Genomic DNA, 24,256 nt, shown 5'->3' with positions numbered 1-24,256 from the left:
TCCTACCAGCGAAAACGCAATTGCGGCGTTGGTGCCGGTGCAGGCGCTACCGCAGGGACTGAACCAGCGGCTACAGGCTGAACCGGAACCGGTGGCACCGGCGCCGGCTCCGCTGCGACCTCCTGCAACCTGGCCAGCGACAACTGGGCGCGCAATTGATCGGTACTGCCGTTGACCCGATAAAGAATCCGGTCGCCGTCGACACTTTTAGGACGACCGCCGAAAGGCTCCAGCAAACGACCAAGGGTCGCATAGCGCTCCAGATTCATGCCCTGGACTTCCAGCAACTGAGCGGCCGAAGCCCCAGGCTTGGCGACAAATCGCGGCGCCAGTCGCTGGTTGACCGCCAGCATCACTGCGTCCGCCAAAGCGGCTTGATCGGCCCCTTGGGCACTGCCGGCCTCTTTCTTATCGCCCAGCCACAACTGCCACTTGGCTTGCCACTGGCCGCCCTCTTCACGGGCATGAACCGCCAGCAAGGCGTCGGCATTGTAACGCTGCGATGCGTTGCGCAGTGCCGACGGATCGGCACTTTCCAGATTCGGCGCGGTGGCGACGATTTGTTCGTTCAAGTCCGCCAGCGGTAGACGCAGGGGCAAACCACGGTGCTGCGCGGCGCGGCGCAGTGGTGTCGCACCGGCCTGACCATCGCCCACCAGGCTCGCACCCTCGCTGTAGTCGTTCAACCACCAGCCCAGTATCGACGGCCGATTGCCCCCCCACATCGACAACCCGGCCCGGCGCAAGGCCTGTTCGGTGGTGCCCGGGTCGAAATCGACTTTCAACACTTCCGGCGGCCCTGCCTCGAAGCCGTATTGGCTGATGATTTGCTGAGGGTCTTTGCGAATCGCCGCCAGCCCCGGATTCTGTGGCGCCTTGGGATCACCGGTCAGGCGCAATACCAGCGTATCGAGCGCCCGCTGCGTGGCTTGCTCACGCTCCTCCGGCGACTGGCCGTTGACCGGTTCGCGCACTTGATAAAGGCCTTTGACGGTTTCGGCGTGGCTTACCAGGCTGGTCAGGCTGACCAGTGACAAGCAGCCCACAAACAAGAATTTACAAAAACCCATGGAAGATTCCTGAGGACAAAAGCGACTGGAACAGACCGCATGAAGACAATCGAGCAAGGCTGTGACCATCGCTCGACGCAAAACATTCACACGCCCTGGGTAAGTTTTCGCACTGTGATAACGATAGACGGTTAATGACGACAACCTGTGCAGGCGAGCAGGATGTCATTCACATAGGGCAATGGCGGTTTTTTTTCGGCCGATATGCCCCCTGCCGTCGGCCTGAGGATGGCCGCTGCCCTTCAAGCCTGATAAAATCGCGCGCCTTCGCAGACCGGCAACAGCCGGGCACCCTCGAATATCGCGTGAGGCAATCACCTTCGTCGATTTTGGCGGTCCCGCTGGACTCGGTCGTTACCCAGAAATCCCCCCTAAAGGCCTGGATCATGAGCAAGCAACCCTCCCTGAGCTACAAGGACGCCGGTGTAGACATCGACGCCGGTGAAGCATTGGTCGAACGCATCAAGAGCGTGGCCAAGCGCACTGCGCGCCCGGAAGTCATGGGCGGCCTGGGCGGTTTTGGCGCCCTCTGCGAAATCCCGGCCGGCTACAAGCAGCCCGTGCTGGTTTCCGGTACTGACGGCGTCGGCACCAAGCTGCGCCTGGCATTGAACCTGAACAAGCACGACAGCATCGGCATCGACCTGGTTGCCATGTGCGTCAACGACCTGGTGGTGTGCGGCGCCGAGCCGCTGTTCTTCCTCGACTACTACGCCACCGGCAAACTCAACGTCGAAACCGCGACCCAGGTCGTTACCGGCATCGGCGCTGGCTGTGAACTGTCCGGCTGCTCCCTGGTGGGCGGCGAAACCGCTGAAATGCCTGGCATGTACGAAGGCGAAGACTACGACCTGGCCGGCTTCTGCGTCGGCGTCGTGGAAAAAGCCGAGATCATCGATGGTTCCAAAGTCGCTGCCGGTGATGCCCTGCTCGCCCTGCCGTCTTCCGGCCCGCACTCCAACGGCTACTCGCTGATCCGCAAGATCATCGAAGTGTCCGGTGCCGACATCGAGAACATCCAGCTCGACGGCAAGCCGCTGACCGACCTGCTGATGGCCCCGACCCGTATCTACGTGAAGCCGCTGCTCAAGCTGATCAAGGACACCGGCGCCGTCAAAGCAATGGCCCACATCACCGGTGGTGGCCTGCTGGACAACATCCCGCGCGTTTTGCCAAAAGGCGCACAAGCGGTGGTTGATGTGGCGAGCTGGACCCGTCCTGCCGTGTTCGACTGGCTGCAAGAAAAAGGCAACGTCGACGAAAACGAAATGCACCGCGTGCTGAACTGCGGCGTGGGCATGGTCATCTGCGTGGCTCAAGAGCACGTGGAAACCGCGCTGAACGTGCTGCGTGAAGCCGGCGAGCAGCCTTGGGTCATCGGTCAGATCGCCACCGCTGCCGAAGGCGCAGCTTCGGTTGAACTGAAGAACCTCAAGGCACACTGATGCAAGAGCGGATGACCCCCACCTGTGATGTTGTGGTGCTGTTGTCCGGCACCGGCAGTAACTTGCAGGCCTTGATCGACAGCACGCGGACCGGCGACAGCCCGGCCCGCGTCGCTGCGGTGATTTCCAACCGCGCCGACGCTTATGGCCTGCAACGCGCCAGGGACGCGGGTATCGAAACCCGCACCCTGGATCACAAGGCTTTCGAGGGCCGCGAGGCCTTTGATGCCGCAATGATCGAACTGATCGACGCCTTCAATCCCAAACTCGTGGTTCTGGCCGGATTCATGCGCATTCTCAGCGCGAATTTCGTACGCCACTACGCGGGTCGCCTGCTCAATATCCATCCCTCGCTGCTACCCAAATACAAAGGGTTACACACTCATCAGCGCGCGCTGGAAGCCGGCGATACTGAGCACGGCTGCTCCGTGCACTTCGTCACCGAGGAACTCGATGGCGGACCACTGGTCGTACAAGCAGTAATACCGGTAGAGTTGCACGACTCGCCGCTGAGTCTGGCGCAGCGGGTCCATGTGCAGGAACACCTGATCTACCCCATGGCCGTACGCTGGTTTGCCGAAGGCCGGCTATCCCTCGGTGAACAAGGTGCTTTACTGGATGGACAGTTGCTTGCGCCCAGCGGCCACTTGATTCGAACCTAGGAGATTTTATGCGTCGCGCCCTGCTCTTCGCTTGTGCTCTGCTCGCCTTGCCCTTCGCACAGGCTGCAGATCTTCAACCTTTCTCCGCCAGCTACACCGCCGACTGGAAGCAGTTGCCCATGAGCGGCACGGCTGAACGCAGCTTGACCAAGGAGGCCAACGGCGTCTGGAAGCTCAACTTCAAGGCTTCGATGATGATCGCCAGCCTGTCCGAAGAAAGCACCCTGACCGTCGACAAGGACACCCTGCTGCCACAGTCCTACCATTTCGAACGCGGTGGGCTGGGCAAAGCCAAGAAAGCTGACCTGGACTTCGACTGGACCGCCAAAAAGGTCACAGGCACCGATCGTGGCGACGCGGTCAATATTGCGCTGAACCGCGGCATGCTCGACAAATCCACCTATCAGCTGGCGCTGCAGCATGACGTGGCCGCCGGCAAGAAAAGCATGAGCTATCAGGTTGTCGATGATGGCGAAGTCGATACCTATGACTTCCGCGTGCTGGGTTCGGAAAAAGTCGACACCAAGGCTGGCCAGATCGATGCGATCAAGGTCGAGCGCGTGCGCGACCCGACACAAAGCAAGCGCATCACCGTGCTGTGGTTCGCCAAGGATTGGGATTATCTGCTGGTTCGCCTGCAACAGGTCGAGACCGACGGCAAGGAGTACAACATCATGCTCCTGGACGGCACGGTCAACGGCAAGCCGGTCAAAGGCAGCTGATCAGCCACCGCACATGCGGCAATGCTGTTCACTTAGGCATGGGGTTGTAGTTAAGAACTGGATTGGGGGGATATCCATTCCTGCGGTAACGGCCACTTAGGGTTTCGCCCTTACGGCGAGTCCCTTTTTCAAACGCCGGAGTGCCGGCCCAGCAAAAAGGAACCAAAAGGCTTTGCCCCACCACTCGGTGCCTCGCTGTGGCTCGGCATGCCCTCTCTCCGGCATTGCTCCGTGGGTCGCCGCGATGGGCCATCCCTGGCCCAGCGCGGCTAAACCGGCGTCCTGCCGGTTTACCCACTACGCAATGCCTGCGTTCAGCCATCGTGGTTAACGGGGCGCCCAGATCAAAAACAAAAGCGAGGCGGCCTGACAGCCGACCTGATTTTTGCAGATACCCCCCAATCCCCTGTGGGAGCGAGCCTGCTCGCGATAGACGTCAACGATAACGTTGGCTGTCTGGATGAGCGCGTTGTCTGGAAGTCCATCGCGAGCAAGCTCGCTCCCACAGTTGGATCGCGGACAGACCTGCAATCAGGTCGGCTTTAAGGCCGCCTCGCTCTGCTTTGGCTCTTGATTTTCTTGCCCCATCGAGAGGCCGAGTGGAGGTTCTGCGCAGTGGCTAAACCGGCATGGATGCCGGTTTAGCCGCGCTGGGCCAGGGATGGCCCATCGCGGCGGGCCCTGTAGGAGCAGCCGGTCGACGCTCGAATGCTCGCGAAAAACCTGAGAGCACCGCGGGGTTTCAGGCTCCCCGCGTCATCGTTGACCTCCATCGCGAGCATGCTCGCTCCTACAGGGCTTTTCCAAGTGACTCGCTGTAAAAGCGAAACCATAGGCGGCCGTTACCGCAGGAATGGATATACACCTAATCCCGGAAAAAAGTGGAACGCGCCACATGGGGGAATGCTCTATAACTTCGAGGTCTTTTTTGATCAAATGACTTTTCCCACTGCCAGCGAGGCTCCCATGACCGTTACCGTCAATACCGTTTCCGCCGAAGGTTTTCGACACAGCGTGCAAATCGATGATCACGAACTCTTTGCCGATGCACCTGTATCCGCAGGCGGCGAAGGCTCCGCGCCGGAACCTCACGATTACTTTGACGCCGCACTGGGCGCCTGCAAGGCCCTGACCTTGAAGATGTACGCAAAGAAAAAGGACATTCCGCTGACGGGCGTTGGTGTGGAGGTCAAACGCGATAACAGTGAAGAACAGAAAGGCAAATATGTCCTGCATGTGAAGCTGACCCTCAAAGGCGTGCTCACCGACGCCCAGCGCGATGAGCTGCACCGTGTGGCCGACCGCTGCCCGGTTCACAAGCTGATGACCAGCAGCGAAGTGAGCATCGAAACCCATTTGTCCGAAGGCGCGTTCAGCCAATAGCGGCAAGGGCTGCGCAAGCGGGTTATGCTCGACGGCATCACCCGCTCAGTCTGGAACGCACCATGAACACTCCGCTCGTGATCCGCCCCCGCGCCGAAGATGTCGAAGGCCAGCCGATTCTTCGCCCATTGCCGTCAGCCAAATGCCGCAATGTCGGGCCCTTCGTGTTTTTCGACCACATGCTGCAAACCCGCTACGCCGCGGGAGAAGGCATGAACATCCGCCAGCATCCGCACATCGGCCTCTCCACCCTCACCTACCTCTTTGAAGGCCAGCTGCAGCACAAGGACAGCCTCGGGTCGGATCAGGTGGTCAGTGCCGGTGATGTCAGCTGGATGACCGCTGGTAGCGCGATCGCTCATGTCGAGCGCACACCCGAAGCGCTAAAAGAAAGCGGCTTTACGATGCACGGCTTGCAGATCTGGCTGGCGTCGCCAAAAGACCAGGAACAGGGCCCGGGACACTACAGTCACCACCCGGCAAGCACCCTGCCTGTCAGTGAAAACCTTGGGGTGAAGATCCGCATGATCGCAGGCTCGGGCTTTTGCCTGGAATCGCCAGTGCCGGTGCTTTCTCCGACGCTGTATGCCGAATTGAACCTGCAAACGGCGACGACCTTGCTGATTCCCACCGAGCATGACGAGCGCGCGCTGTATGTGTTGAGCGGTGAAGTGCAGCTGGATGGCGAGGCGGTAGAACCGCATTCGCTGGTAGTGTTGCCGGTTGGGGAAGAGATGACGCTGTTCGCGGAGAGCGACTGTCATGCGGTGTTGGTCGGCGGAGCGTCGCTGGATGGGCCGCGACGGATCAACTGGAATTTCGTGGCCAGCGACCCAGTGGCCATCGACGAAGCGCGCCGACGCTGGGCGGCCGGGGATTGGCCGACTGTGCCGGGGGAGATCGAGCGGATCGAATTGCCAAGCGGACGAAGCGAGCCAACCCCGCTGTGATGATGATCGTTCCCACGCTCTGCGTGGGAATGCCTCATTGGACGCTCCGCGTCCACTTCGGCAGGGACGCGGAGCGTCCCGGGCTGCATTCCCACGCGGAGCGTGGGAACGATCGAAATCACAATTAGCCCTTGAACACTTCATCCAGCAGGTTGTGCATCGACGTGAACGCCCGGGAGGCGACCTTCGCGTCGTACATCATCATGCCTGGTACGTTCGCATGGGGATCGGTGAACGAGTGGAACGCGCCGCCGTAGCTCAGCAACTGCCAATCCACACCCGCTGCATTCATTTCATCTTCAAACGCCGGCAGTTGCTCTTTAGGCACCAATGGATCGGAACCGCCGTGCAGCACCAGCACCGAACCCTTGATGTTTTTCGCGTCGTTGACGTCCGGTGTGTCGAGGGTGCCATGGAACGACACAGCCGCCTTCACTGGCGCACCGGTACGGGCTAACTCCAGGGCACAGCAACCGCCGAAGCAGAAACCGAATGTGGCCAGTTTCGACGTATCGACCGCTGCCTCACCCTGGCTTTGCAACTGCTCGAACGCCACTTGCATGCGCTTGCGCAGCAATGGGCGATCATTCTTCAGCGGCATCATCGCCGCGCCTGCCTCGTCATTGTTCTGCGGACGGATCGACTGACCGTAGATATCTGCGATCAACACCACGTAGCCCTTGGCCGCCACCGACTTGGCGATTTCCTCGGCCCCGGCGCTGACGCCCATCCAGTTCGGTGCCAGCAGCAGGCCTGGACGCGGGCCTTTATGGTCGGCATCGAAGGCCAGACGGCTTTCGTAGGACTGGCCGTCAATCTGGTAGGCCACGGAACGTACAGTGATTTGGCTCATTTCTGACTCCTGATTTTTGAACACCAGAATGAAAAAACCCGCCGAAGCGGGTTTTTCTACAACCTAGTTAAGCCGATAGCTCAACCAATAGCTTGTTCAGACGACGCACATAAGCCGCCGGGTCTTTCAAGCTGTCGCCGGCCGCCAGGGCCGCCTGATCGAAGAGGATGTGCGACAGATCGCCGAAGCGCTCGTCGCTCTGCTCGTTGTCGAGCTTCTCGATCAGTGGGTGAGCCGGGTTGAATTCGAAGATTGGTTTCGAATCCGGAACCTTCTGCCCGCTGGCTTCGAGGATCTGACGCATCTGCAAGCCCAGGTCCTGCTCGCCGATGGCCAGGATCGCCGGGGAATCGGTCAGACGGTGGGAAACCCGCACTTCAGCAACGGATTCGCCCAGCGCAGTCTTCAGACGCTCGACCAGACCTTCTTTGGACTTGGCGACTTCTTCCGCGGCTTTCTTGTCCTCTTCCGAGTCCAGGTTGCCCAGGTCCAGGTCACCGCGCGCCACGTCGACGAAGCTCTTGCCGTCGAAATCGCTGAGGTAGCTCATCAGCCATTCGTCGATACGGTCAGTCAACAGCAGCACTTCGATGCCTTTCTTGCGGAAGACTTCCAGGTGCGGGCTGTTCTTGACCTGCGCGTAGGTTTCGCCGGTCAGGTAGTAAATCTTGTCCTGACCTTCCTTGGCGCGTGCCAGGTACTCGGCCAGGCCGACAACCTGTTCGCCGTCTTCACCATTGGTCGATGCGAAACGCAACAGGCCGGCGATTTTCTCTTTGTTGGCGAAGTCTTCTGCCGGGCCTTCTTTCATGACCTGGCCGAAGTTTTTCCAGAAGCCTTGGTATTGCTCTGGCTCGTTCTTCGCCAGTTTTTCCAGCATGTCCAGAACGCGCTTGGTCAGCGCCGACTTCATGGAGTCGATGATCGGGTCTTTCTGCAGGATTTCCCGCGACACGTTCAGCGACAGGTCGTTGGAGTCGACCACGCCTTTGATGAAACGCAGGTACAGCGGCAGGAACGACTCGGCCTGATCCATCACGAACACGCGCTGCACGTACAGCTTCAGGCCTTTCGGCGCTTCGCGTTGGTACAGATCGAATGGAGCACGGGCCGGCACGTACAGCAGCGAGCTGTATTCCAGCTTGCCTTCGACCTTGTTGTGGCTCCAGCTCAGCGGGTTTTCGAAATCGTGGGCGATGTGCTTGTAGAACTCCTGGTATTCCTCGTCCTTGATTTCGGTACGCGGACGGGTCCACAGAGCGCTGGCGCGGTTGACGGTTTCCCATTCAACGGCAGGCTTCTCTTCGCCTTCGACAGCTGCCACTTCTTTCGGCAACTCGATCGGCAAGGCGATGTGGTCGGAGTACTTCTTGATGATGTTGCGCAGGCGCCAGCCATCGGCGAACTCGTCTTCACCGGATTTCAGGTGCAGGACGATACGCGTGCCGCGATCGGCCTTCTCGACGGTTGCGACTTCAAAATCGCCCTCACCTTTGGACGACCAATGCACGCCTTCGCTGGCATCGCTGCCGGCACGACGGCTGAACACGTCGACTTTGTCGGCGACGATGAAGGCCGAGTAGAAACCAACACCGAACTGACCGATCAGGTGCGAGTCTTTCTTCTGGTCGCCCGTCAGGTGCTTCATGAAATCGGCGGTACCGGATTTGGCGATGGTGCCCAGGTGGGTGATCGCGTCTTCGCGGCTCATGCCGATGCCGTTGTCTTCGAGGGTGACGGTTTTAGCGTCCTTGTCGAAGCTCACACGGATTTTCAGTTCAGCGCCACCTTCCAGCAATTGCGGCTTGGACAGCGCTTCGAAACGTAATTTGTCTACAGCGTCAGAGGCGTTCGAGATCAGTTCGCGAAGGAAAATTTCCTTGTTGGAATACAGCGAATGGATCATGAGGTGCAGCAGTTGCTTCACCTCGGTCTGGAAGCCCAGGGTTTCCTTTTGAGTTTCCACACTCATGGTCATCAAACTCCAATCAGATGGCATAAGCCGCGACTTTGAGGGTCGGCGGCGGGTTGTCATCAGAGTTGGGGGCTCCATTCAGGATTTCAAGGGCTCATCGAGTTTGAAATGCGCCCGGGCCGTGGCAATGGGTTCGGCTTCAGTGCTTTGCCACGCGGTAATCGCCACGTTGGCGACCCGGCGACCCTGGCGACATACCTGGCAGCGAGCCCAGGTATCACGAAAATGCCCGGCGCGCAGGTAATCGAGGGAGAAGTCGATGATCTTCGGTATGCCCGGTGAACCGGTAGCCACCAGCAGGTGCAGCGCGGCGGACAACTCCATGAAACCGGCAATCACGCCGCCATGGATCGCCGGCAACAAAGGGTTGCCAATGTTGTCCTTGTTGGCCGGCAGGCGAAACAGCAACTCATCCCCAACCCGCGAGCATTCGACGCCGATCAATCCGGCGTAGGGAATCAGCTTCAACAGCGGGGCGTACTCACCCTGCTCATGGGCCAGTTGCAGTTGTTCCTTGAACGACTCACTCATGCCGCACCTCCGGCGATGGCGCCGCCGAAACCCTTGGTCCCTTTGATGCCCTTGCCCATGCGCATGAAAGTGCCCACGACATGGGCTATGGGTTGCTCGGGATCATCCTGATAGGCAAAGCCGCGGGCAAAGATCACGTCGGTGGTCACCCGGTAGCACTGGGCGAAACCGTAGACATCCTTATGCGGTTCGGCAGCGTGCATGTAGTCGATGCGCAGGTCGAGGGTCGGGCAGACCTCGAACTCCGGCAGCACGCAGAGGGTAGACATGCCACAAGCGGTGTCCATCAATGTGGTCAGTACGCCGCCGTGAATCACGCCCGTCTGGGGGTTGCCGACGATCTGCGGGCTGTAGGGCAGCACCACGGTGAGCCCTTCGGCACTGGCGCTGTGAACTCGCAAACCGAGCACCTGACAATGTCGCAGTGCCGACAGAAATCGTGTCGCACGCTCAAAAACGGGGTTTTCGGCCATTTGATAAAGACTCTTGTTTATAGTTATTCAATGAAGTTGAGGTCCGGGTAAAAGTTCCGCGTTAGAACAAACTTATATATCTGAGAGATTTGAGGAACTTAACCCTGACGGCTGTGCTCTTAAGGGCAGTAGATAATTTTCCATAAGGAGAAACACCCCATGCGTAAGACTTTAGCTATTGCCTTGATGTTGACCGCTTCCCTCGGTCTCGCTGCCTGCGATAAAAAATCCGAGGACAAAGCTCAAGATGCTGCCAAACATGCGGAGCAAGCTCAGCAAGACATGAACAAAGCTCAGGATAAAGTGAACGACGCAGCGAAAGAAAACGCCGAAGCTGCCAAAGCTCAGGCTGAATCGAACGCAGCAGCGCAAGAAGAAGCTGCCAAGAAGCAATAAAAGCCTCTTGATGTCCAAAAAGAAAACCCGCCAAGTGCGGGTTTTCTTTTGCCTGCGATTTACTCGCTAGAGCAATATCGTTCGAAAAGTCGGACTAATCATCAGCAACAGCGAACAGATTAAACCCACCAGCCAAACCAGGCTGCGCTGCCAGGCCAGGTCCTTCCAATAACACACCAGGTAGATAACTCGCGCGACCACGAAGATGATCGCCAGCAAGTCGATGAGCCATCCCGCCGTTTGCGTGGTGTGTGCCATCAACACACCCACTGCAAACAATAGGAAGGCTTCGAAGCTGTTCTGATGGGCCGCCACCGCGCGCGCACCCAGCCCCGTGAGTTGCGCCTGCTGCTGGCGCGGCAGGTGATTGTTGTAACCGCCCTGCTCTTTCATGGCCGTGGTTACGGGCATGCGCGCCACGTAAATCAGCACCGCACTGATAAACACGCACCAGAATGGAATACTCATCAAGCAGCCTCTTTGTTCACCTCGGGCAATGGCGCCTCTGTAGGGGTATAGACCATCACGTCAAGAACGTCGGAGTGAAACTCGCGGCGGTACAACACGAACACGACGCCGGCACTCATCAACATGAACAACCAGGGGCTGACGAACCAGGCCAGCATGGTCATGCCGAAGTAATAAGAACGCAGGCCAAAGTTGAACTGGTTGGCGGCCATGGAAATAACCCGGGCTGCCCGGTTGGCAAAGGCTTTGCGCTCCTGCTCCGAGACATGGCGCTCACCGATCATGGGAGCCGAGCCCACTAGAATGGCCGCGAAGTTGTACTGACGCATGCACCAGCTGAACGTGAAGAACGCATAGACGAACACCAGCGCCAGGCACAACAACTTGATCTCCGACATGCCCTGGGACGCCTGTTGCACCATCGGAATATCCGCCAGCAACGACACCGCCCTTTCCGACGCCCCGAGCACCGTGAGAATACCGGCCAGGATAATCAGGGTGCTGGAGGCAAAGAACGACGCATTGCGCTCCAGGTTGCCGATCACGCTGGCATCGGCGATGCGGTTGTCACGCAGCAGCATGCGACGCATCCAGTCTTCGCGATACAGATGCAGGACGCTGGCCAGGCAGGCGGTGTCACGGCCCTTCCAGGTCGCATAGCGGGTGTAACCGCCCCAGCAGATGACGAACCAGATAGCAGCGAGGATGTGGATCAGGTTGGCTTGGATGAACGACATGCAGGTCCTTGTGAAGTAGTAACGGAACACTCAAACCTTGTGGGAGCGAGCCTGCTCGCGAAAGCGGTAGATCAATCAACATTTGCGTTGAATGAAACGACGTCTTCGCGAGCAGGCTTGCTCCCACAAGGTATTGCAGTGGTTCGACGTTAGCTCAACGGAAAAGACACCGCATCTCTCACAAAAAAAATGCCCCGTATCGATTGATACGGGGCATTTCGGTTTTGTTCACTGGCCCGCTTGTGACGGGCCAGTAAAGCTTAAGCCAGCGCTTCTTCGCGCTTGCCCAGCATACGGTCGCAGACCACGGCGACCACCAGGGTCATCACCGATGGCACCAGCCACGCCAGACCCTGCTCGCTCAACGGCAAGTGGGTCAGCTGAGATGGCATCCACTCCGCCAGACCAGCGCCCTTGAGAGCATCGATCAGGCCAAAGATGAACGACACCAACATTACCGGGCCAACGATGCGGCCCTGCTCATGCCAGAAGTCCTTGCAGAAGCTCAGGGCCACCAGGGCAATGCACGGCGGGTAAATCGCGGTCAGTACCGGGATCGAGAACGCGATCAGCTTGGTCAGGCCCAGGTTGGACACCAGCAGGGAGAACGCCGCGAGGATGATCACCAGTGTCTTGTAGGACAGTGGCAGCACACGGCTGAAGTATTCGGCGCAGGCACAGGTCAGGCCGACCGCAGTCACCAGGCACGCCAGGGAAATCAGCACCGCAAGGAATCCGCTGCCCAGGGAACCGAAGGTGTGCTGTACGTAGGCGTGCAAGACCACCGCGCCGTTGGTAGCGCCAGCCGCCACTTCATGGCTGCCCGACCCCAGGCGGAACAGGCTGACGTAGACCAGTGCCAGGCCCACGCCGGCGATCAAGCCGGCGATGATCGCGTAGCGAGTGATCAACGCGGGCGACTCGACGCCGCGGGAGCGGATGGCATTGACGATGACGATGCCGAACACCAGTGCACCGAGGGTATCCATGGTCAGGTAACCATTGATGAACCCTTGGGAGAACGGTGCGGCCACGTACTCAGGCGTGGCATGGCCAATGTCACCCGCTGGCAAAGCGAACGCGGCGATGCCGAGAGCGGCCAGGGCGATGATCTTCAACGGTGCGAGGAAACGTCCTACGGTATCCAGCAGACGGCCCGGATAGAGCGAGATGAAGAACACCACCAGGAAGTACACCGAACTGTAGAGGAACAACGCCAGCGGGCTTTCGCCGGTCAATGGCGCCAGGCCAACTTCGAACGATACGGTAGCGGTACGCGGCGTCGCGAACAGCGGGCCAACGGCGAGGTAGCACGCCGCTGCCAGCAAGCCACCGGCGATCTTGCCGATCGGGCTGCTCAACGCATCCATGGCACCGCCGACCTTGGCCAGGGCCACGACGGTGACCACGGGCAGACCGACTGCGGTAATCAGGAAGCCCAGTGCCGCCATCCAGACATGAGGCCCGGACTGCAAACCGACGATAGGCGGGAAGATGATGTTGCCAGCCCCGACAAACAGGGCAAACGTCATAAAACCAAGTGCCAGGATGTCCTGGCCTTTCAACACTTTCATTAAGGAAATACCACACTACTGAATCGGAATTTAGAGAGGGATTTCCCTATGGGTGAGGGAAATGCTGTCGGTCCGTATGGGACCAACCCTTTAAGCGCGTTGCAGCCTTGTGGGCCGCGGACGCAAAAATGGCGAGTAGCCTAACGAATTTGGGCGACAAACGCACTGTTTGAGGGCGAACTATCCGATACACGACATCAATGTGTCGCGTTTTCGCATGTAAATGGTTGTCGACTGCAAGTCCGCCTTCGCGAGCAGGCTCGCTCCCACAGTTGACCGCGCTCCAGTGTGGGAGCGAGCCTGCTCGCGAAGAGGCCGGTACCAACAACGCAAATTCTGGAAACGACAAAGGCCACCCGAAGGTGGCCTTTGTTTGGTGAAGCGTCAGCTAAGCGCGAGGCTTACTTGACAGCCCAACCAGTCAGCTCGGACAAAGCCTTGCCGATGTCTGCCAGCGAACGCACGGTTTTAACGCCTGCGTCTTCCAGGGCAGCAAACTTCTCGTCTGCAGTGCCTTTACCGCCAGAGATGATTGCGCCAGCATGGCCCATGCGCTTGCCCGGAGGAGCAGTCACACCAGCGATGTAGGAAACAACCGGCTTGGTCACGTGTGCCTTGATGTAGGCAGCCGCTTCTTCTTCAGCCGAACCGCCGATCTCGCCGATCATCACGATCGCTTCGGTCTTCGGGTCTTCCTGGAACAGCTTCAGGATGTCGATGAAGTTCGAACCCGGGATCGGGTCACCACCGATGCCGACGCAAGTCGACTGACCGAAACCGGCGTCAGTAGTCTGCTTCACAGCTTCGTAGGTCAGGGTACCGGAACGGGAAACGATACCGACCTTGCCTGGCAAGTGAATGTGACCTGGCATGATGCCGATCTTGCATTCGCCTGGAGTGATCACGCCTGGGCAGTTAGGGCCGATCAGGATGACACCCAGCTCGTCGCACTTAACTTTAGCGTCCAGCATGTCCAGGGTAGGAATGCCTTCGGTGATGCACACGATCAGCTTGATGCCGCCGAAAGCAGCTTCCAGGATCGAGTCTTTGCAGAAAGGAGCCGGAACGTAGATCACGCTGGCGGTGGCGCCAGTGGCAGCTACAGCGTCTTTCACGGTGTTGAATACTGGCAGGCCCAGGTGCTCGGTGCCGCCTTTACCAGGAGTTACACCACCAACCATCTTGGTGCCGTACTCGATGGCTTGCTGGGTGTGGAAACTACCTTGCGAACCGGTAATACCCTGGCAGATAACTTTGGTGTCTTTATTGATCAGGACGCTCATTATTTGCCCTCCGCAGCTTTGACAACTTGTTGAGCAGCGTCGGTCAGGCTGGTAGCAGCGATGATGTTCAAACCGCTTTCTGCCAGTACTTTAGCGCCCAGCTCAGCGTTGTTGCCTTCAAGGCGAACAACAACCGGGATTTTCACGCCGACTTCTTTCACTGCACCGATGATGCCTTCGGCAATCATGTCGCAACGAACGATGCCGCCGAAGATGTTAACCAGTACTGCAGCGACGTTGGTGTCGGACAGAATGATCTTGAACGCTTCGGTAACGCGTTCTTTGGTAGCACCGCCGCCCACGTCGAGGAAGTTGGCTGGCTTGCCGCCATGCAGGTTGACGATGTCCATGGTACCCATGGCCAGGCCAGCACCGTTGACCATGCAACCGATGTTGCCTTCCAGTGCTACGTAGTTCAGTTCGAACTTGGCAGCGTGCGCTTCGCGCGGATCGTCTTGCGACGGATCGTGGAAAGTCTTCAGCTTAGGCTGACGGTACATGGCGTTGGCGTCGATGTTGATCTTGGCATCGAGGCAATGCAGATCGCCGTCAGCCTTGATCACCAGCGGGTTCACTTCCAGCAGAGCCAGGTCGTGATCCTTGAACAGTTTGGCCAGACCAACGAAGATCTTGGCGAACTGAGCAACCTGCTTGCCTTCCAGACCCAGCTGGAATGCCAGCTCGCGACCTTGGAATGGCTGAGCGCCAACCAGTGGATCGATAGTGGCTTTCAGAATTTTTTCTGGAGTGTCGTGAGCGATTTTCTCGATGTCCACGCCACCTTCGGTGGAAGCCATGAACACGATGCGACGGCTCGAACGGTCAACGACAGCGCCCAGGTACAGCTCTTTAGCGATATCAGTGCACGATTCAACCAGGATCTTGGTGACTGGCTGGCCATTGGCGTCAGTCTGGTAAGTCACCAGACGCTTGCCCAGCCACTGCTGTGCGAAGGCTTTGGCGTCTTCTTTGCTGCGAACCAGCTTTACGCCGCCCGCTTTACCGCGACCACCGGCGTGGACCTGGGCTTTGACAACCCACTCGCTGCCGCCGATTTTGTCGCAAGCTTCTGCTGCTGCTTCCGGGGTGTCTACCGCGTAACCGGTGGAAACTGGCAGGCCGTACTCAGCGAACAGCTGCTTACCCTGATACTCGTGAAGATTCATGCTTATTACCGTCTTCGTTAGGTACTGCGCATTCGGTGCTGCACTCATTCAAGTGCCGCACCACCTGTGACTGCTGCTTGCGTAGCCTTTCCGGACAACCGGTGCAGCTACGCAAGACTGCGTCCAGCGGATATTCCGCGGTGAGTCTTGCATGCAAGGCTCACGACGGGCCATTCCGCCGTGGTTTCTTATTGTCTTAACGCTTCTTGCGGTTGGCGATGTGGATGGCGCCGCCATTCACTGCCAAAGCAGCTTCGTGCAAGGCTTCAGACAGGGTCGGATGGGAGAAAACCATCATGCCCAGGTCTTCAGCGCTGGTGCCGAATTCCATACCGATTGCGCCCTGTTGAACCAGTTCTGCAGCGCTTGGGCCAATCACGTGGACGCCCAGTACGCGGTCTGTCTTGGCATCTGCGATGACCTTGACGAAACCACCGGTGTCGTTGGCAGCCATGGCACGGCCGGAGGCTGCAAACGGGAAGGTGCCGACGTTAACTTCAACGCCTTCAGCTTTCAAGGCCTGCTCGGTTTTACCAACCCACGCGATTTCCGGGTGAGTATAAATAACCGAAGGGATCAAATCATAGTTCATCTGGGCCTTGTGGCCCTTGATGCGCTCGACAACCATGATGCCTTCTTCCGACGCTTTGTGCGCCAGCATCATGCCGCGAACCACGTCACCAATGGCGTAGACGCCCGGTACAGTGGTGGCGCAGTGATCGTCGACGTGCACGAAACCGCGCTCGTCCAGGGTCACGCCGCAGTCGGCAGCCAACAGATCAGTGGTCACCGGGCGGCGACCAACGGCTACGATCAGCTTGTCGAAAGTGATGTTCTGTTCGCCGTTGGCATCGGTGTAGTTCACCACGACTTCGTCGCCGTTCACTTTGGAACCGGTCACGCGAGCGCCCAGCTTGATGTCCAGGCCCTGTTTGGTCAGGGTTTTCAGCGCTTCCTTGGAAACAGCGGCGTCAGCTGCCATCAGGAAAGTGTCCAGGGCTTCCAAAACAGTCACTTCTGCACCCAGACGCGACCAGACCGAACCCAGCTCCAGACCGATCACGCCAGCGCCGATCACGCCCAGACGTTTTGGTACCGATTGGAATTCCAGGGCGCCAGTCGAATCAACGATCACATTCTGGTCGACCGGAGCCGGTGGAATGTCGATCGGACGCGAGCCTGGAGCCAGGATCACGTTTTCGGCTTCGATGATTTCTACCGAACCGTCAGGCTTGGTGACTTCGACTTTCTTGCCGGCCAGCAGCTTGCCGTGACCCTGAATGGAAGTCACACCGTTGGCTTTGAACAGGGTAGCAACACCGGAGGTCAGGCCTTTGACGATGGTGGCTTTACGGCCGACCATTGCTGGCACGTCCATGGTCACGCCAGCGTGGTTGATACCGTGGATCGCGAAGCCTTCTTTGGCTTCCTTGTACTTCCAGGAGCTGTCCAGCAGCGCCTTGGACGGAATGCAGCCGACGTTCAGGCAAGTACCGCCCAGAGCCAGCTTGTCATCCTTGTCGGTGTACTTCTCGATGCAGGCAGTCGAAAGACCAAGCTGAGCGGCCTTGATTGCAGCCACATAGCCGCCAGGGCCAGCGCCGATCACTACTACGTCAAATTTCTGCGACATTCAAAAAATCCTCTTTAGCGAAAAGCTTGAAGCCGCAAGCTGCCAGCCAGGCCGCGGGTTTTCCGACAGCCCGGCTTGCAGCTCACGGCTGCTTCTATCAGATATCCAGCAACAGACGAGCCGGATCTTCCAGCAGGTTCTTGATGGTCACCAGGAAAGTCACAGCTTCTTTGCCATCGATCAGACGGTGATCGTAGGACAGGGCCAGGTACATCATCGGACGGATAACGACCTGGCCGTTGATGGCCATCGGACGCTGGATGATGTTGTGCATGCCCAGGATGGCTGCTTGTGGCGGGTTGACGATCGGGGTCGACATCATCGAACCGAAGGTACCGCCGTTGGTGATGGTGAAGGTACCACCGGTCATTTCGTCCATCGACAGTTTGCCGTCGCGGGCTTTCTTGCCGAAGGTGGCGATGCCGCCTTCGATTTCAGCCAGGCTCATCAGTTCGGCGTTACGCAGAACCGGTACAACCAGGCCGCGATCGCTGGAAACTGCAACGCCGACGTCAGCGTAGCCGTGGTAAACGATGTCGGCGCCGTCGATCGAGGCGTTGACAGCCGGGAAGCGTTTCAGCGCTTCGGTGGCCGCTTTCACGAAGAACGACATGAAGCCCAGGCGCACGCCATTGTGGGACTTCTCGAACAGGTCTTTGTACTTCGAACGCAGGGCCATGACTTCGGTCATGTCGACTTCGTTGAAAGTGGTCAGCATCGCCATGTTCGATTGGGCTTCAACCAGACGCTTGGCAACGGTGGCCCGCACGCGGGTCATCGGTACGCGCTTCTCGATGCGATCGCCAGCAGCGAACACAGGAGCAGCGGCAGCCGGAGCAGCAGCCTTGGCAGGCGCGGCAGCCGGAGCGGCTTTCTTGGCAGCAACGGCTGCAACCACGTCTTCCTTGGTCACGCGACCGCCTTTGCCGGTGCCGGCAACGGAAGCGATGTTGATGCCGTTTTCTTCAGCCAGCTTGCGCGCAGCAGGAGCGGCAACTGGATCGTCTTCGCCTTCGGCGGCAGGGGCAGCAGCCTGAGCAGCGGTGGCCGGAGCGGCAGCAGCTGGAGCGGCAGCAGCGCCGCCCGCTTCGATGGAGCCCAGGACTTCGTCGGACAGAACGGTGTCGCCTTCGTTCTTGACGATAGCGCCCAGCACGCCGTCAGCGGTAGCCAACACTTCGAGTACGACTTTATCGGTTTCGATGTCGACGATCAGTTCGTCGCGCTTGACCGCGTCGCCCGGTTGCTTGTGCCAGGTGGCAACGGTGCCATCGGCAACCGATTCCGGGAAAGTGGGGGCTTTGATTTCGATAGCCATTATCTGTGGGTCCTTAAATTCGGTTTCAGGTGCGCGAAGGCGTTAAACAGTAAAGGCCGCTTGCAGCAGTTGTTCCTGCTGTTCGGCGTGCATCGATGCGTAACCGCATGCCGGTGCAGCAGAAGCCTCACGGCCCGCGTACTCGAGTACGAGGGACTTGTTGAGGTTGCTGATGCTGCGACGCATGTGGTGTTGGCTGCAGTACCACGCGCCCTGGTTCATCGGCTCTTCCTGGCACCAGACGGCATGCTTGGCGTTGGTGTAAGGAGCCAGGACTTCTTTCAAGTCGTCCTCAGGGAATGGGTACAGCTGCTCGATACGCACGATGGCGATGTCTTCACGACCTTCGGCACGGCGTTTTTCCAGCAGGTCGTAGTAGACCTTGCCGCTACACAGAACAACGCGCTCGACCTTTGTCGGGTCTTGGGCGTCGATTTCCGGGATTACGGTCTGGAACGAACCTTCGGCCAGATCTTCCAGAGTCGAGATGGCCAGTTTGTGACGCAACAGCGACTTCGGAGTCAGAACGATCAATGGCTTGCGCAGCGGGCGAATCACCTGACGACGCAACAAGTGGTAGATCTGGGCCGGCGTAGTCGGTACCGCTACCTGAATGTTGTGCTCGGCGCACAGCTGCAGGTAACGCTCCAGACGAGCCGAGGAGTGCTCCGGCCCCTGACCTTCATAACCGTGCGGCAGCAGCATGGTCAGACCGCACAGACGGCCCCACTTGTGCTCGCCACTGGTGATGAACTGGTCGATAACCACCTGGGCACCGTTGGCGAAGTCGCCGAACTGGGCTTCCCAGATCACCAGCGCATCAGGCGTGGTGGTCGAGTAACCGTATTCGAACGCCAGTACGGCTTCTTCGGACAGGAACGAATCGTACAGGTCGAAGCGTGGCTGACCGTCGTACAGGTTCTGCAGCGGGATGTAGGTGCCCGCGTCCTTCTGGTTGTGCAACACGGCATGACGGTGCGAGAACGTACCGCGGCCGATGTCCTGGCCGGTCATGCGGATCGGGTGACCTTCGAACGCCAGGGTCGCGTACGCCATGGTTTCGGCGTAACCCCAGTTGATCGGCAGGCCGCCGGCTTGCATCTTCTGACGGTCTTCGTAGATCTTCGCGACCTGGCGCTGAACCACAAAGCCATCCGGGATTTCCAGCAGCTTGGCGGACAGTTCCTGCAAGGTTTTCAGATCGAAGCGAGTGTCGTGACGCGCGGTCCAGGCGTGGCCCAGATACGGACGCCAATCCACGAACAACTCTTTGTTCGGCTCTTTGACCAGGCTTTTCACGACGTGCAGACCGTTGTCCAGCGCGTTGCGGTATTCGTCGACCTTGGCCTGAACACGCTCTGCGTCAAGTACACCGCCCTGGGTCAGGCGATCGGCATACAGCTCACGGGTAGTGCGCTGTTTGGTGATCTGCTGATACATGATCGGCTGGGTGCCGCTTGGCTCGTCGGCCTCGTTGTGGCCGCGACGACGGTAGCAGACCAGATCGATCACTACGTCGCGCTTGAACTGCATGCGGTAGTCAATGGCCAGCTGGGTCACGAACAACACGGCTTCCGGATCATCACCATTCACATGGAGGATCGGCGCCTGGATCATCTTCGCGACGTCGGTGGCGTACTCGGTGGAACGCGAGTCCAGCGGGTTGCTGATGGTGAAACCGACCTGGTTGTTGATCACGATGTGCACGGTACCGCCGGTCTTGAAACCGCGGGTCTGCGACATCTGGAAGGTTTCCATCACCACGCCTTGACCGGCGAATGCCGCGTCACCGTGGATGGAGATCGGCAGAACCTTCTCACCGGTCAGGTCATTGCGACGATCCTGACGGGCGCGCACCGAACCCTCGACCACCGGGGAAACGATTTCCAGGTGGGACGGGTTGAACGCCATGGCCAGGTGAACTTCACCGCCGGTGGTCATTACGTTGGACGAGAAGCCCTGGTGGTATTTAACGTCACCGGAACCCAGCTCGACCTTCTTCTTGCCTTCGAACTCGTCGAACAGCTCGCGCGGGTTCTTGCCGAAGGTATTGACCAGCACGTTCAGACGGCCACGGTGAGCCATGCCGATGACGATTTCCTTGGTGCCGTAGGAACCGGAACGCTGGATCAGCTCGTCGAGCATCGGAATCAGGCTCTCGCCGCCTTCCAGGCCGAAACGCTTGGTACCCGGGTATTTGGTGCCCAGGTATTTTTCCAGGCCTTCACCGGCGGTCACGCGCTCGAGCAGGTGGCTCTTGATGTCGGCGGAGTACGTCGGACGGCCACGCACGCTTTCCAGACGCTGCTGGAACCACTGGCGCTGCTCGGAATCGGTGATATGCGTGAACTCAGCGCCGATGGTGCGGCAATATGTCTGCTGCAACGCTTCGTGAATTTCGCGTAGGCTCGCTTCCTCTTTGCCGATGAACAGGTCGCCGGCACGGAAGGTCGTATCAAGATCGGCATTGGTCAAGCCGTAATGATTGATCGACAGGTCTGCAGGTGCAGGACGCTGCCACAGCCCCAGCGGGTCAAGCTGGGCTGCCTGGTGGCCACGCATACGGTAGGCCTGGATCAATCGCAGCACTTCAACTTGCTTCTTCTCGTGCTCACTGCTCACGCTGCCGGCGGAAACCGGTTGGGCGCGGCGCTGGTTCTTTGCCAGCAAGACGAAATGATCGCGAATTGTGGAGTGCGAAACATCGGTGGCAGAGTTGCCGTCAGCAGGCAACTTCTGGAAGTAGGTGCGCCACTCTTCTGGCACAGCGTTAGGGTCGTGCAGGTAGAGCTCGTAGAGCTCTTCCACATAGGCAGCGTTACTACCGGATAGGTAGGCGCTGTTCCACATGCGCTGCATCACGCTTTCTTGCATGCTTGGTCACCCTCGGTTAGGGGAACACCACCGGTGTCGACACCGAGCAAACTTGCAGAAGTCCGAATGCAGCGACCAAAACAAGCCACTAGGATCACACTGATAGTCCGGGTACCAGCCCGGATGCCCCTGCTTGTCTCATTTCTTCAAAATAAGAGCCGCAGCCTTTTAAGCTGCTGCTCAGGTTAAAACTACGGCGCCGGTTGAAGCCTGCGCCGTAGCATCTACGGGTACAGCGGGTACAGCAGCTGAATCACACGCCGCTGGAGAGCAGCATGTTACGGATGTGACCAATGGCCTTAGTCGGGTTCAGGCCTTTGGGACATACGTTGACGCAGTTCATGATCCCGCGGCAGCGGAATACGCTGAACGGGTCATCCAGCGAAGCCAGACGCTCGGACGTCTTGGTATCACGGCTGTCTGCCAGGAAGCGGTACGCTTGCAGCAGTGCAGCTGGACCCAGGAACTTGTCCGGGTTCCACCAGAAGGACGGGCACGAGGTCGAGCAGCAGGCGCACAGGATGCACTCGTACAGACCGTCGAGCTTTTCACGCTCTTCAGGGGACTGCAGACGCTCGATGGCCGGAGCCGGCGTGTCGTTCTGCAGGTAAGGCTTAACCTTTTCGTATTGCTTGTAGAAGATGCTCATATCGACGACCAGGTCACGGATAACCGGCAAACCTGGCAGAGGACGAACGATCAACTTGTTACCTTTTACGACGGCAGATAGCGGCGTGACGCACGCCAGGCCGTTTTTGCCGTTGATGTTCATGCCGTCGGAACCGCAAACACCTTCACGGCAAGAGCGACGATAGGAGAAACCTTCGTCCTGCTCTTTGATCAGGGCCAGCACGTCCAGCACCATCAGGTCTTTACCACCGGTATCGACCTGGAATTCCTGCATGAACGGCGCAGCGTCCTGATCAGGGTTGTAACGATAAACACTGACTTGCAACATGGCGGCCACCCTTAATAAGTCCGAATCTTAGGTTCAAAAGTCGGAACAGTCTTCGGCGAGAAGTTCACGGCACGCTTGGCAACGCGCTTCTCACCCGGGAAGTACAGGGTGTGGCACAGCCAGTTTTCGTCGTCACGATCTTCGAAGTCTTCACGGGCGTGAGCACCGCGGGACTCTTTACGTACTTCGGCAGCGATGGCGGTAGCTTCAGCCACTTCCAGCAGGTTCTGCAGTTCCAGAGCTTCGATACGCGCAGTGTTGAACGCCTGCGACTTGTCGTTGATCTTGACGTTGGCGATGCGCTTGCGCAGATCAGCCAGCTGGGCAATACCCTTCTGCATGTATTCGCCAGTACGGAATACACCGAAGTAGTTCTGCATGCAGCTTTGCAGCTCGCGACGCAGGGTTGCCACGTCTTCGCCATCGGTACGCTCGTTCAGAGCGGACAGGCGCGACAGGGCCGCAGTGATGTCGGCTTCGGTAGCTTCGTCGTATTCGATACCGTCGGTCAGCGCCTTTTCCAGGTGCAGGCCGGCAGCACGACCGAATACCACCAGGTCGAGCAGCGAGTTGCCGCCCAGACGGTTGGCGCCGTGAACCGATACGCAAGCCACTTCGCCTACCGCGAACAGGCCATGAATGATCTCGTCCACGCCTTCAGCGTTCTGGGTGATCGCCTGGCCGTGAATGTTGGTCGGAACGCCGCCCATCATATAGTGGCAAGTCGGAACAACCGGAACCGGAGCAACAACCGGGTCAACGTGGGCGAAAGTCTTCGACAGTTCGCAGATGCCTGGCAGACGGCTGTGCAACACTTCCTCGCCCAAGTGGTCGAGTTTCAGCATTACGTGGTCACCGTTCGGGCCACAGCCGTTGCCGGCAATGATCTCTTTAACCATCGAACGGGCCACAACGTCACGACCAGCAAGGTCTTTGGCGTTCGGAGCGTAACGCTCCATGAAACGCTCGCCGTGCTTGTTGATCAGGTATCCACCTTCACCACGGCAACCTTCGGTCACCAGTACACCGGCGCCGGCGATGCCGGTCGGGTGGAACTGCCACATTTCGATGTCTTGTACCGGTACGCCAGCACGCAGAGCCATGCCAACGCCGTCACCGGTGTTGATCAGGGCATTGGTGGTGGACGCGTAGATACGACCTGCACCGCCGGTAGCCAGAACGGTAGCTTTGGCACGGATGTAGGTGGTTTCGCCGGTTTCGATGCAGATGGCGATGACGCCGACGAATTCGCCGTTCTGGTTTTTCACCAGATCAACGGCGTAGTACTCGTTGAGGAACACGGTACCGGCTTTCAGGTTGCCCTGATAAAGGGTGTGCAGCAGCGCGTGACCGGTACGGTCGGAAGCGGCGCAAGTACGGGCAGCCTGCCCGCCTTTACCGTAATCCTTCGACTGACCGCCGAACGGACGCTGGTAGATACGGCCTTGCTCGGTACGCGAGAACGGCATACCCATGTGGTCCAGCTCGTAAACGGCGGCCGGACCTTCCTGACACATGTATTCGATAGCGTCCTGGTCACCGATATAGTCGGAACCCTTGACGGTATCGTACATGTGCCAGCGCCAGTCATCGTTCGGGTCAGCGGACGCGATGGCGCAGGTGATGCCGCCCTGGGCGGATACAGTGTGCGAACGGGTCGGGAAAACCTTGGTGATTACCGCAGTCTTGTGACCGCCTTGCGCCAGCTGCAGCGCTGCGCGCATGCCGGCACCGCCACCACCAATAATGATGGCGTCGAAAGAAATCGTTGGAATGTTAGCCATG

General features: G+C 58.8%; 21 protein-coding genes. 6 read left to right on the top strand and 15 right to left on the bottom strand.

Annotated features, from left to right (window positions below):
- Window positions 1–2: 2 nt before the first annotated feature.
- Window positions 3–1,070, bottom strand: a complete 1,068-nt coding sequence (locus ACA054_RS08745; protein WP_497689031.1) for a DUF2066 domain-containing protein — start codon at window positions 1,068–1,070, stop codon at window positions 3–5.
- 386 nt (window positions 1,071–1,456) lie between these two features.
- On the opposite strand from ACA054_RS08745, the gene purM reads away from it, so the two are divergent.
- The 5 genes from purM to ACA054_RS08720 all read left to right on the top strand — a co-directional run bounded on the left by purM (window position 1,457) and on the right by ACA054_RS08720 (window position 6,232).
- Window positions 1,457–2,515, top strand: coding sequence for a phosphoribosylformylglycinamidine cyclo-ligase (gene purM, locus ACA054_RS08740; protein ID WP_497689030.1), 1,059 nt, complete (start codon window positions 1,457–1,459; stop codon window positions 2,513–2,515).
- 11 nt (window positions 2,516–2,526) lie between these two features.
- On the top strand, window positions 2,527–3,177 hold the full coding sequence (purN, locus tag ACA054_RS08735; RefSeq protein ID WP_497689029.1) for a phosphoribosylglycinamide formyltransferase: 651 nt from the start codon (window positions 2,527–2,529) through the stop codon (window positions 3,175–3,177).
- An 8-nt stretch (window positions 3,178–3,185) separates the two neighbouring features.
- Window positions 3,186–3,899 carry a DUF3108 domain-containing protein gene (locus ACA054_RS08730; RefSeq protein ID WP_497689028.1) on the top strand — a complete coding sequence of 238 codons (714 nt, stop codon included), beginning with the start codon at window positions 3,186–3,188 and terminating at the stop codon, window positions 3,897–3,899.
- A gap of 966 nt (window positions 3,900–4,865) precedes the next feature.
- Window positions 4,866–5,282 (top strand): OsmC family protein, encoded by a 417-nt coding sequence (locus tag ACA054_RS08725; RefSeq protein WP_497689027.1) that lies wholly within the window; start codon window positions 4,866–4,868, stop codon window positions 5,280–5,282.
- A gap of 62 nt (window positions 5,283–5,344) precedes the next feature.
- On the top strand, window positions 5,345–6,232 hold the full coding sequence (locus ACA054_RS08720) for a pirin family protein (protein WP_497689026.1): 888 nt from the start codon (window positions 5,345–5,347) through the stop codon (window positions 6,230–6,232).
- Between the two features lie 124 nt (window positions 6,233–6,356).
- On the opposite strand, the gene ACA054_RS08715 is transcribed toward ACA054_RS08720, so the two are convergent.
- The 4 genes from ACA054_RS08715 to ACA054_RS08700 form a co-directional block, all read right to left on the bottom strand.
- Window positions 6,357–7,085, bottom strand: a complete 729-nt coding sequence (locus tag ACA054_RS08715; RefSeq protein WP_497689025.1) for a dienelactone hydrolase family protein — start codon at window positions 7,083–7,085, stop codon at window positions 6,357–6,359.
- A 67-nt stretch (window positions 7,086–7,152) separates the two neighbouring features.
- A complete protein-coding gene (htpG, locus tag ACA054_RS08710) occupies window positions 7,153–9,057 on the bottom strand; it encodes a molecular chaperone HtpG (protein WP_497689024.1) in 1,905 nt (634 codons plus the stop codon).
- 81 nt (window positions 9,058–9,138) lie between these two features.
- Window positions 9,139–9,591, bottom strand: a complete 453-nt coding sequence (locus ACA054_RS08705; protein WP_497689023.1) for a PaaI family thioesterase — start codon at window positions 9,589–9,591, stop codon at window positions 9,139–9,141.
- A complete protein-coding gene (locus tag ACA054_RS08700; RefSeq protein WP_401317441.1) occupies window positions 9,588–10,064 on the bottom strand; it encodes a PaaI family thioesterase in 477 nt (158 codons plus the stop codon). Before ACA054_RS08700 ends, ACA054_RS08705 begins: the two co-directional genes overlap by 4 nt.
- Before the next feature lie 159 nt (window positions 10,065–10,223).
- Between ACA054_RS08700 and ACA054_RS08695 the strand changes: the two genes are divergently transcribed.
- Window positions 10,224–10,460 carry a hypothetical protein gene (locus tag ACA054_RS08695; protein ID WP_497689022.1) on the top strand — a complete coding sequence of 79 codons (237 nt, stop codon included), beginning with the start codon at window positions 10,224–10,226 and terminating at the stop codon, window positions 10,458–10,460.
- A gap of 66 nt (window positions 10,461–10,526) precedes the next feature.
- On the opposite strand, the gene ACA054_RS08690 is transcribed toward ACA054_RS08695, so the two are convergent.
- The 10 genes from ACA054_RS08690 to sdhA all read right to left on the bottom strand — a co-directional run bounded on the left by ACA054_RS08690 (window position 10,527) and on the right by sdhA (window position 24,255).
- Window positions 10,527–10,928: an MAPEG family protein gene (locus ACA054_RS08690; protein WP_497689021.1), complete on the bottom strand. Its 402-nt coding sequence runs from the start codon at window positions 10,926–10,928 to the stop codon at window positions 10,527–10,529.
- Complete coding sequence (locus ACA054_RS08685) at window positions 10,928–11,665, bottom strand: DUF599 domain-containing protein (protein WP_008063305.1); 738 nt, start codon at window positions 11,663–11,665, stop codon at window positions 10,928–10,930. Before ACA054_RS08685 ends, ACA054_RS08690 begins: the two co-directional genes overlap by 1 nt.
- Window positions 11,666–11,925: 260 nt before the next feature.
- Complete coding sequence (brnQ, locus tag ACA054_RS08680; protein WP_497689020.1) at window positions 11,926–13,239, bottom strand: branched-chain amino acid transport system II carrier protein; 1,314 nt, start codon at window positions 13,237–13,239, stop codon at window positions 11,926–11,928.
- 401 nt (window positions 13,240–13,640) lie between these two features.
- Window positions 13,641–14,522 (bottom strand): succinate--CoA ligase subunit alpha, encoded by an 882-nt coding sequence (gene sucD / locus ACA054_RS08675; protein WP_095060813.1) that lies wholly within the window; start codon window positions 14,520–14,522, stop codon window positions 13,641–13,643.
- Window positions 14,522–15,688 carry an ADP-forming succinate--CoA ligase subunit beta gene (sucC, locus tag ACA054_RS08670; RefSeq protein WP_007919879.1) on the bottom strand — a complete coding sequence of 389 codons (1,167 nt, stop codon included), beginning with the start codon at window positions 15,686–15,688 and terminating at the stop codon, window positions 14,522–14,524. The genes sucD and sucC overlap by 1 nt, the downstream gene beginning before the upstream one ends.
- A gap of 196 nt (window positions 15,689–15,884) precedes the next feature.
- On the bottom strand, window positions 15,885–17,321 hold the full coding sequence (gene lpdA / locus ACA054_RS08665) for a dihydrolipoyl dehydrogenase (RefSeq protein ID WP_497689019.1): 1,437 nt from the start codon (window positions 17,319–17,321) through the stop codon (window positions 15,885–15,887).
- Between the two features lie 97 nt (window positions 17,322–17,418).
- Window positions 17,419–18,639, bottom strand: coding sequence for a 2-oxoglutarate dehydrogenase complex dihydrolipoyllysine-residue succinyltransferase (odhB, locus tag ACA054_RS08660; protein ID WP_497689018.1), 1,221 nt, complete (start codon window positions 18,637–18,639; stop codon window positions 17,419–17,421).
- Between the two features lie 42 nt (window positions 18,640–18,681).
- Window positions 18,682–21,513: a 2-oxoglutarate dehydrogenase E1 component gene (locus ACA054_RS08655; protein ID WP_497689017.1), complete on the bottom strand. Its 2,832-nt coding sequence runs from the start codon at window positions 21,511–21,513 to the stop codon at window positions 18,682–18,684.
- A gap of 253 nt (window positions 21,514–21,766) precedes the next feature.
- Entirely contained in the window at window positions 21,767–22,471 is a 705-nt protein-coding gene (locus tag ACA054_RS08650; RefSeq protein WP_008063297.1) for a succinate dehydrogenase iron-sulfur subunit, read from the bottom strand.
- Window positions 22,472–22,482: 11 nt separating this feature from the next.
- Window positions 22,483–24,255 (bottom strand): succinate dehydrogenase flavoprotein subunit, encoded by a 1,773-nt coding sequence (sdhA, locus tag ACA054_RS08645; protein WP_497689016.1) that lies wholly within the window; start codon window positions 24,253–24,255, stop codon window positions 22,483–22,485.
- Window position 24,256 lies beyond the last annotated feature (1 nt).

The sequence above is a fragment of the Pseudomonas sp. LBUM1653 genome (genome assembly GCF_059716115.1).
Note: the sequence above shows the minus strand (reverse complement) of the source record. Positions and strands in the feature narration are given on the sequence as shown.

Coding starts and splice junctions, on each gene's coding strand:
- ACA054_RS08745 (WP_497689031.1), bottom strand. CDS start 1,070: ATGGGTTTTTGTAAATTCTTGTTTGTGGGCTGCTTGTCACTGGTCAGC.
- sucD (WP_095060813.1), bottom strand. CDS start 14,522: ATGAGCGTCCTGATCAATAAAGACACCAAAGTTATCTGCCAGGGTATT.
- ACA054_RS08705 (WP_497689023.1), bottom strand. CDS start 9,591: ATGAGTGAGTCGTTCAAGGAACAACTGCAACTGGCCCATGAGCAGGGT.
- ACA054_RS08725 (WP_497689027.1), top strand. CDS start 4,866: ATGACCGTTACCGTCAATACCGTTTCCGCCGAAGGTTTTCGACACAGC.
- purN (WP_497689029.1), top strand. CDS start 2,527: ATGACCCCCACCTGTGATGTTGTGGTGCTGTTGTCCGGCACCGGCAGT.
- ACA054_RS08715 (WP_497689025.1), bottom strand. CDS start 7,085: ATGAGCCAAATCACTGTACGTTCCGTGGCCTACCAGATTGACGGCCAG.
- ACA054_RS08685 (WP_008063305.1), bottom strand. CDS start 11,665: ATGTCGTTCATCCAAGCCAACCTGATCCACATCCTCGCTGCTATCTGG.
- ACA054_RS08690 (WP_497689021.1), bottom strand. CDS start 10,928: ATGAGTATTCCATTCTGGTGCGTGTTTATCAGTGCGGTGCTGATTTAC.
- ACA054_RS08695 (WP_497689022.1), top strand. CDS start 10,224: ATGCGTAAGACTTTAGCTATTGCCTTGATGTTGACCGCTTCCCTCGGT.
- ACA054_RS08720 (WP_497689026.1), top strand. CDS start 5,345: ATGAACACTCCGCTCGTGATCCGCCCCCGCGCCGAAGATGTCGAAGGC.
- ACA054_RS08655 (WP_497689017.1), bottom strand. CDS start 21,513: ATGCAAGAAAGCGTGATGCAGCGCATGTGGAACAGCGCCTACCTATCC.
- htpG (WP_497689024.1), bottom strand. CDS start 9,057: ATGAGTGTGGAAACTCAAAAGGAAACCCTGGGCTTCCAGACCGAGGTG.
- lpdA (WP_497689019.1), bottom strand. CDS start 17,321: ATGTCGCAGAAATTTGACGTAGTAGTGATCGGCGCTGGCCCTGGCGGC.
- brnQ (WP_497689020.1), bottom strand. CDS start 13,239: ATGAAAGTGTTGAAAGGCCAGGACATCCTGGCACTTGGTTTTATGACG.
- ACA054_RS08700 (WP_401317441.1), bottom strand. CDS start 10,064: ATGGCCGAAAACCCCGTTTTTGAGCGTGCGACACGATTTCTGTCGGCA.
- purM (WP_497689030.1), top strand. CDS start 1,457: ATGAGCAAGCAACCCTCCCTGAGCTACAAGGACGCCGGTGTAGACATC.
- ACA054_RS08650 (WP_008063297.1), bottom strand. CDS start 22,471: ATGTTGCAAGTCAGTGTTTATCGTTACAACCCTGATCAGGACGCTGCG.
- ACA054_RS08730 (WP_497689028.1), top strand. CDS start 3,186: ATGCGTCGCGCCCTGCTCTTCGCTTGTGCTCTGCTCGCCTTGCCCTTC.
- sucC (WP_007919879.1), bottom strand. CDS start 15,688: ATGAATCTTCACGAGTATCAGGGTAAGCAGCTGTTCGCTGAGTACGGC.
- odhB (WP_497689018.1), bottom strand. CDS start 18,639: ATGGCTATCGAAATCAAAGCCCCCACTTTCCCGGAATCGGTTGCCGAT.
- sdhA (WP_497689016.1), bottom strand. CDS start 24,255: ATGGCTAACATTCCAACGATTTCTTTCGACGCCATCATTATTGGTGGT.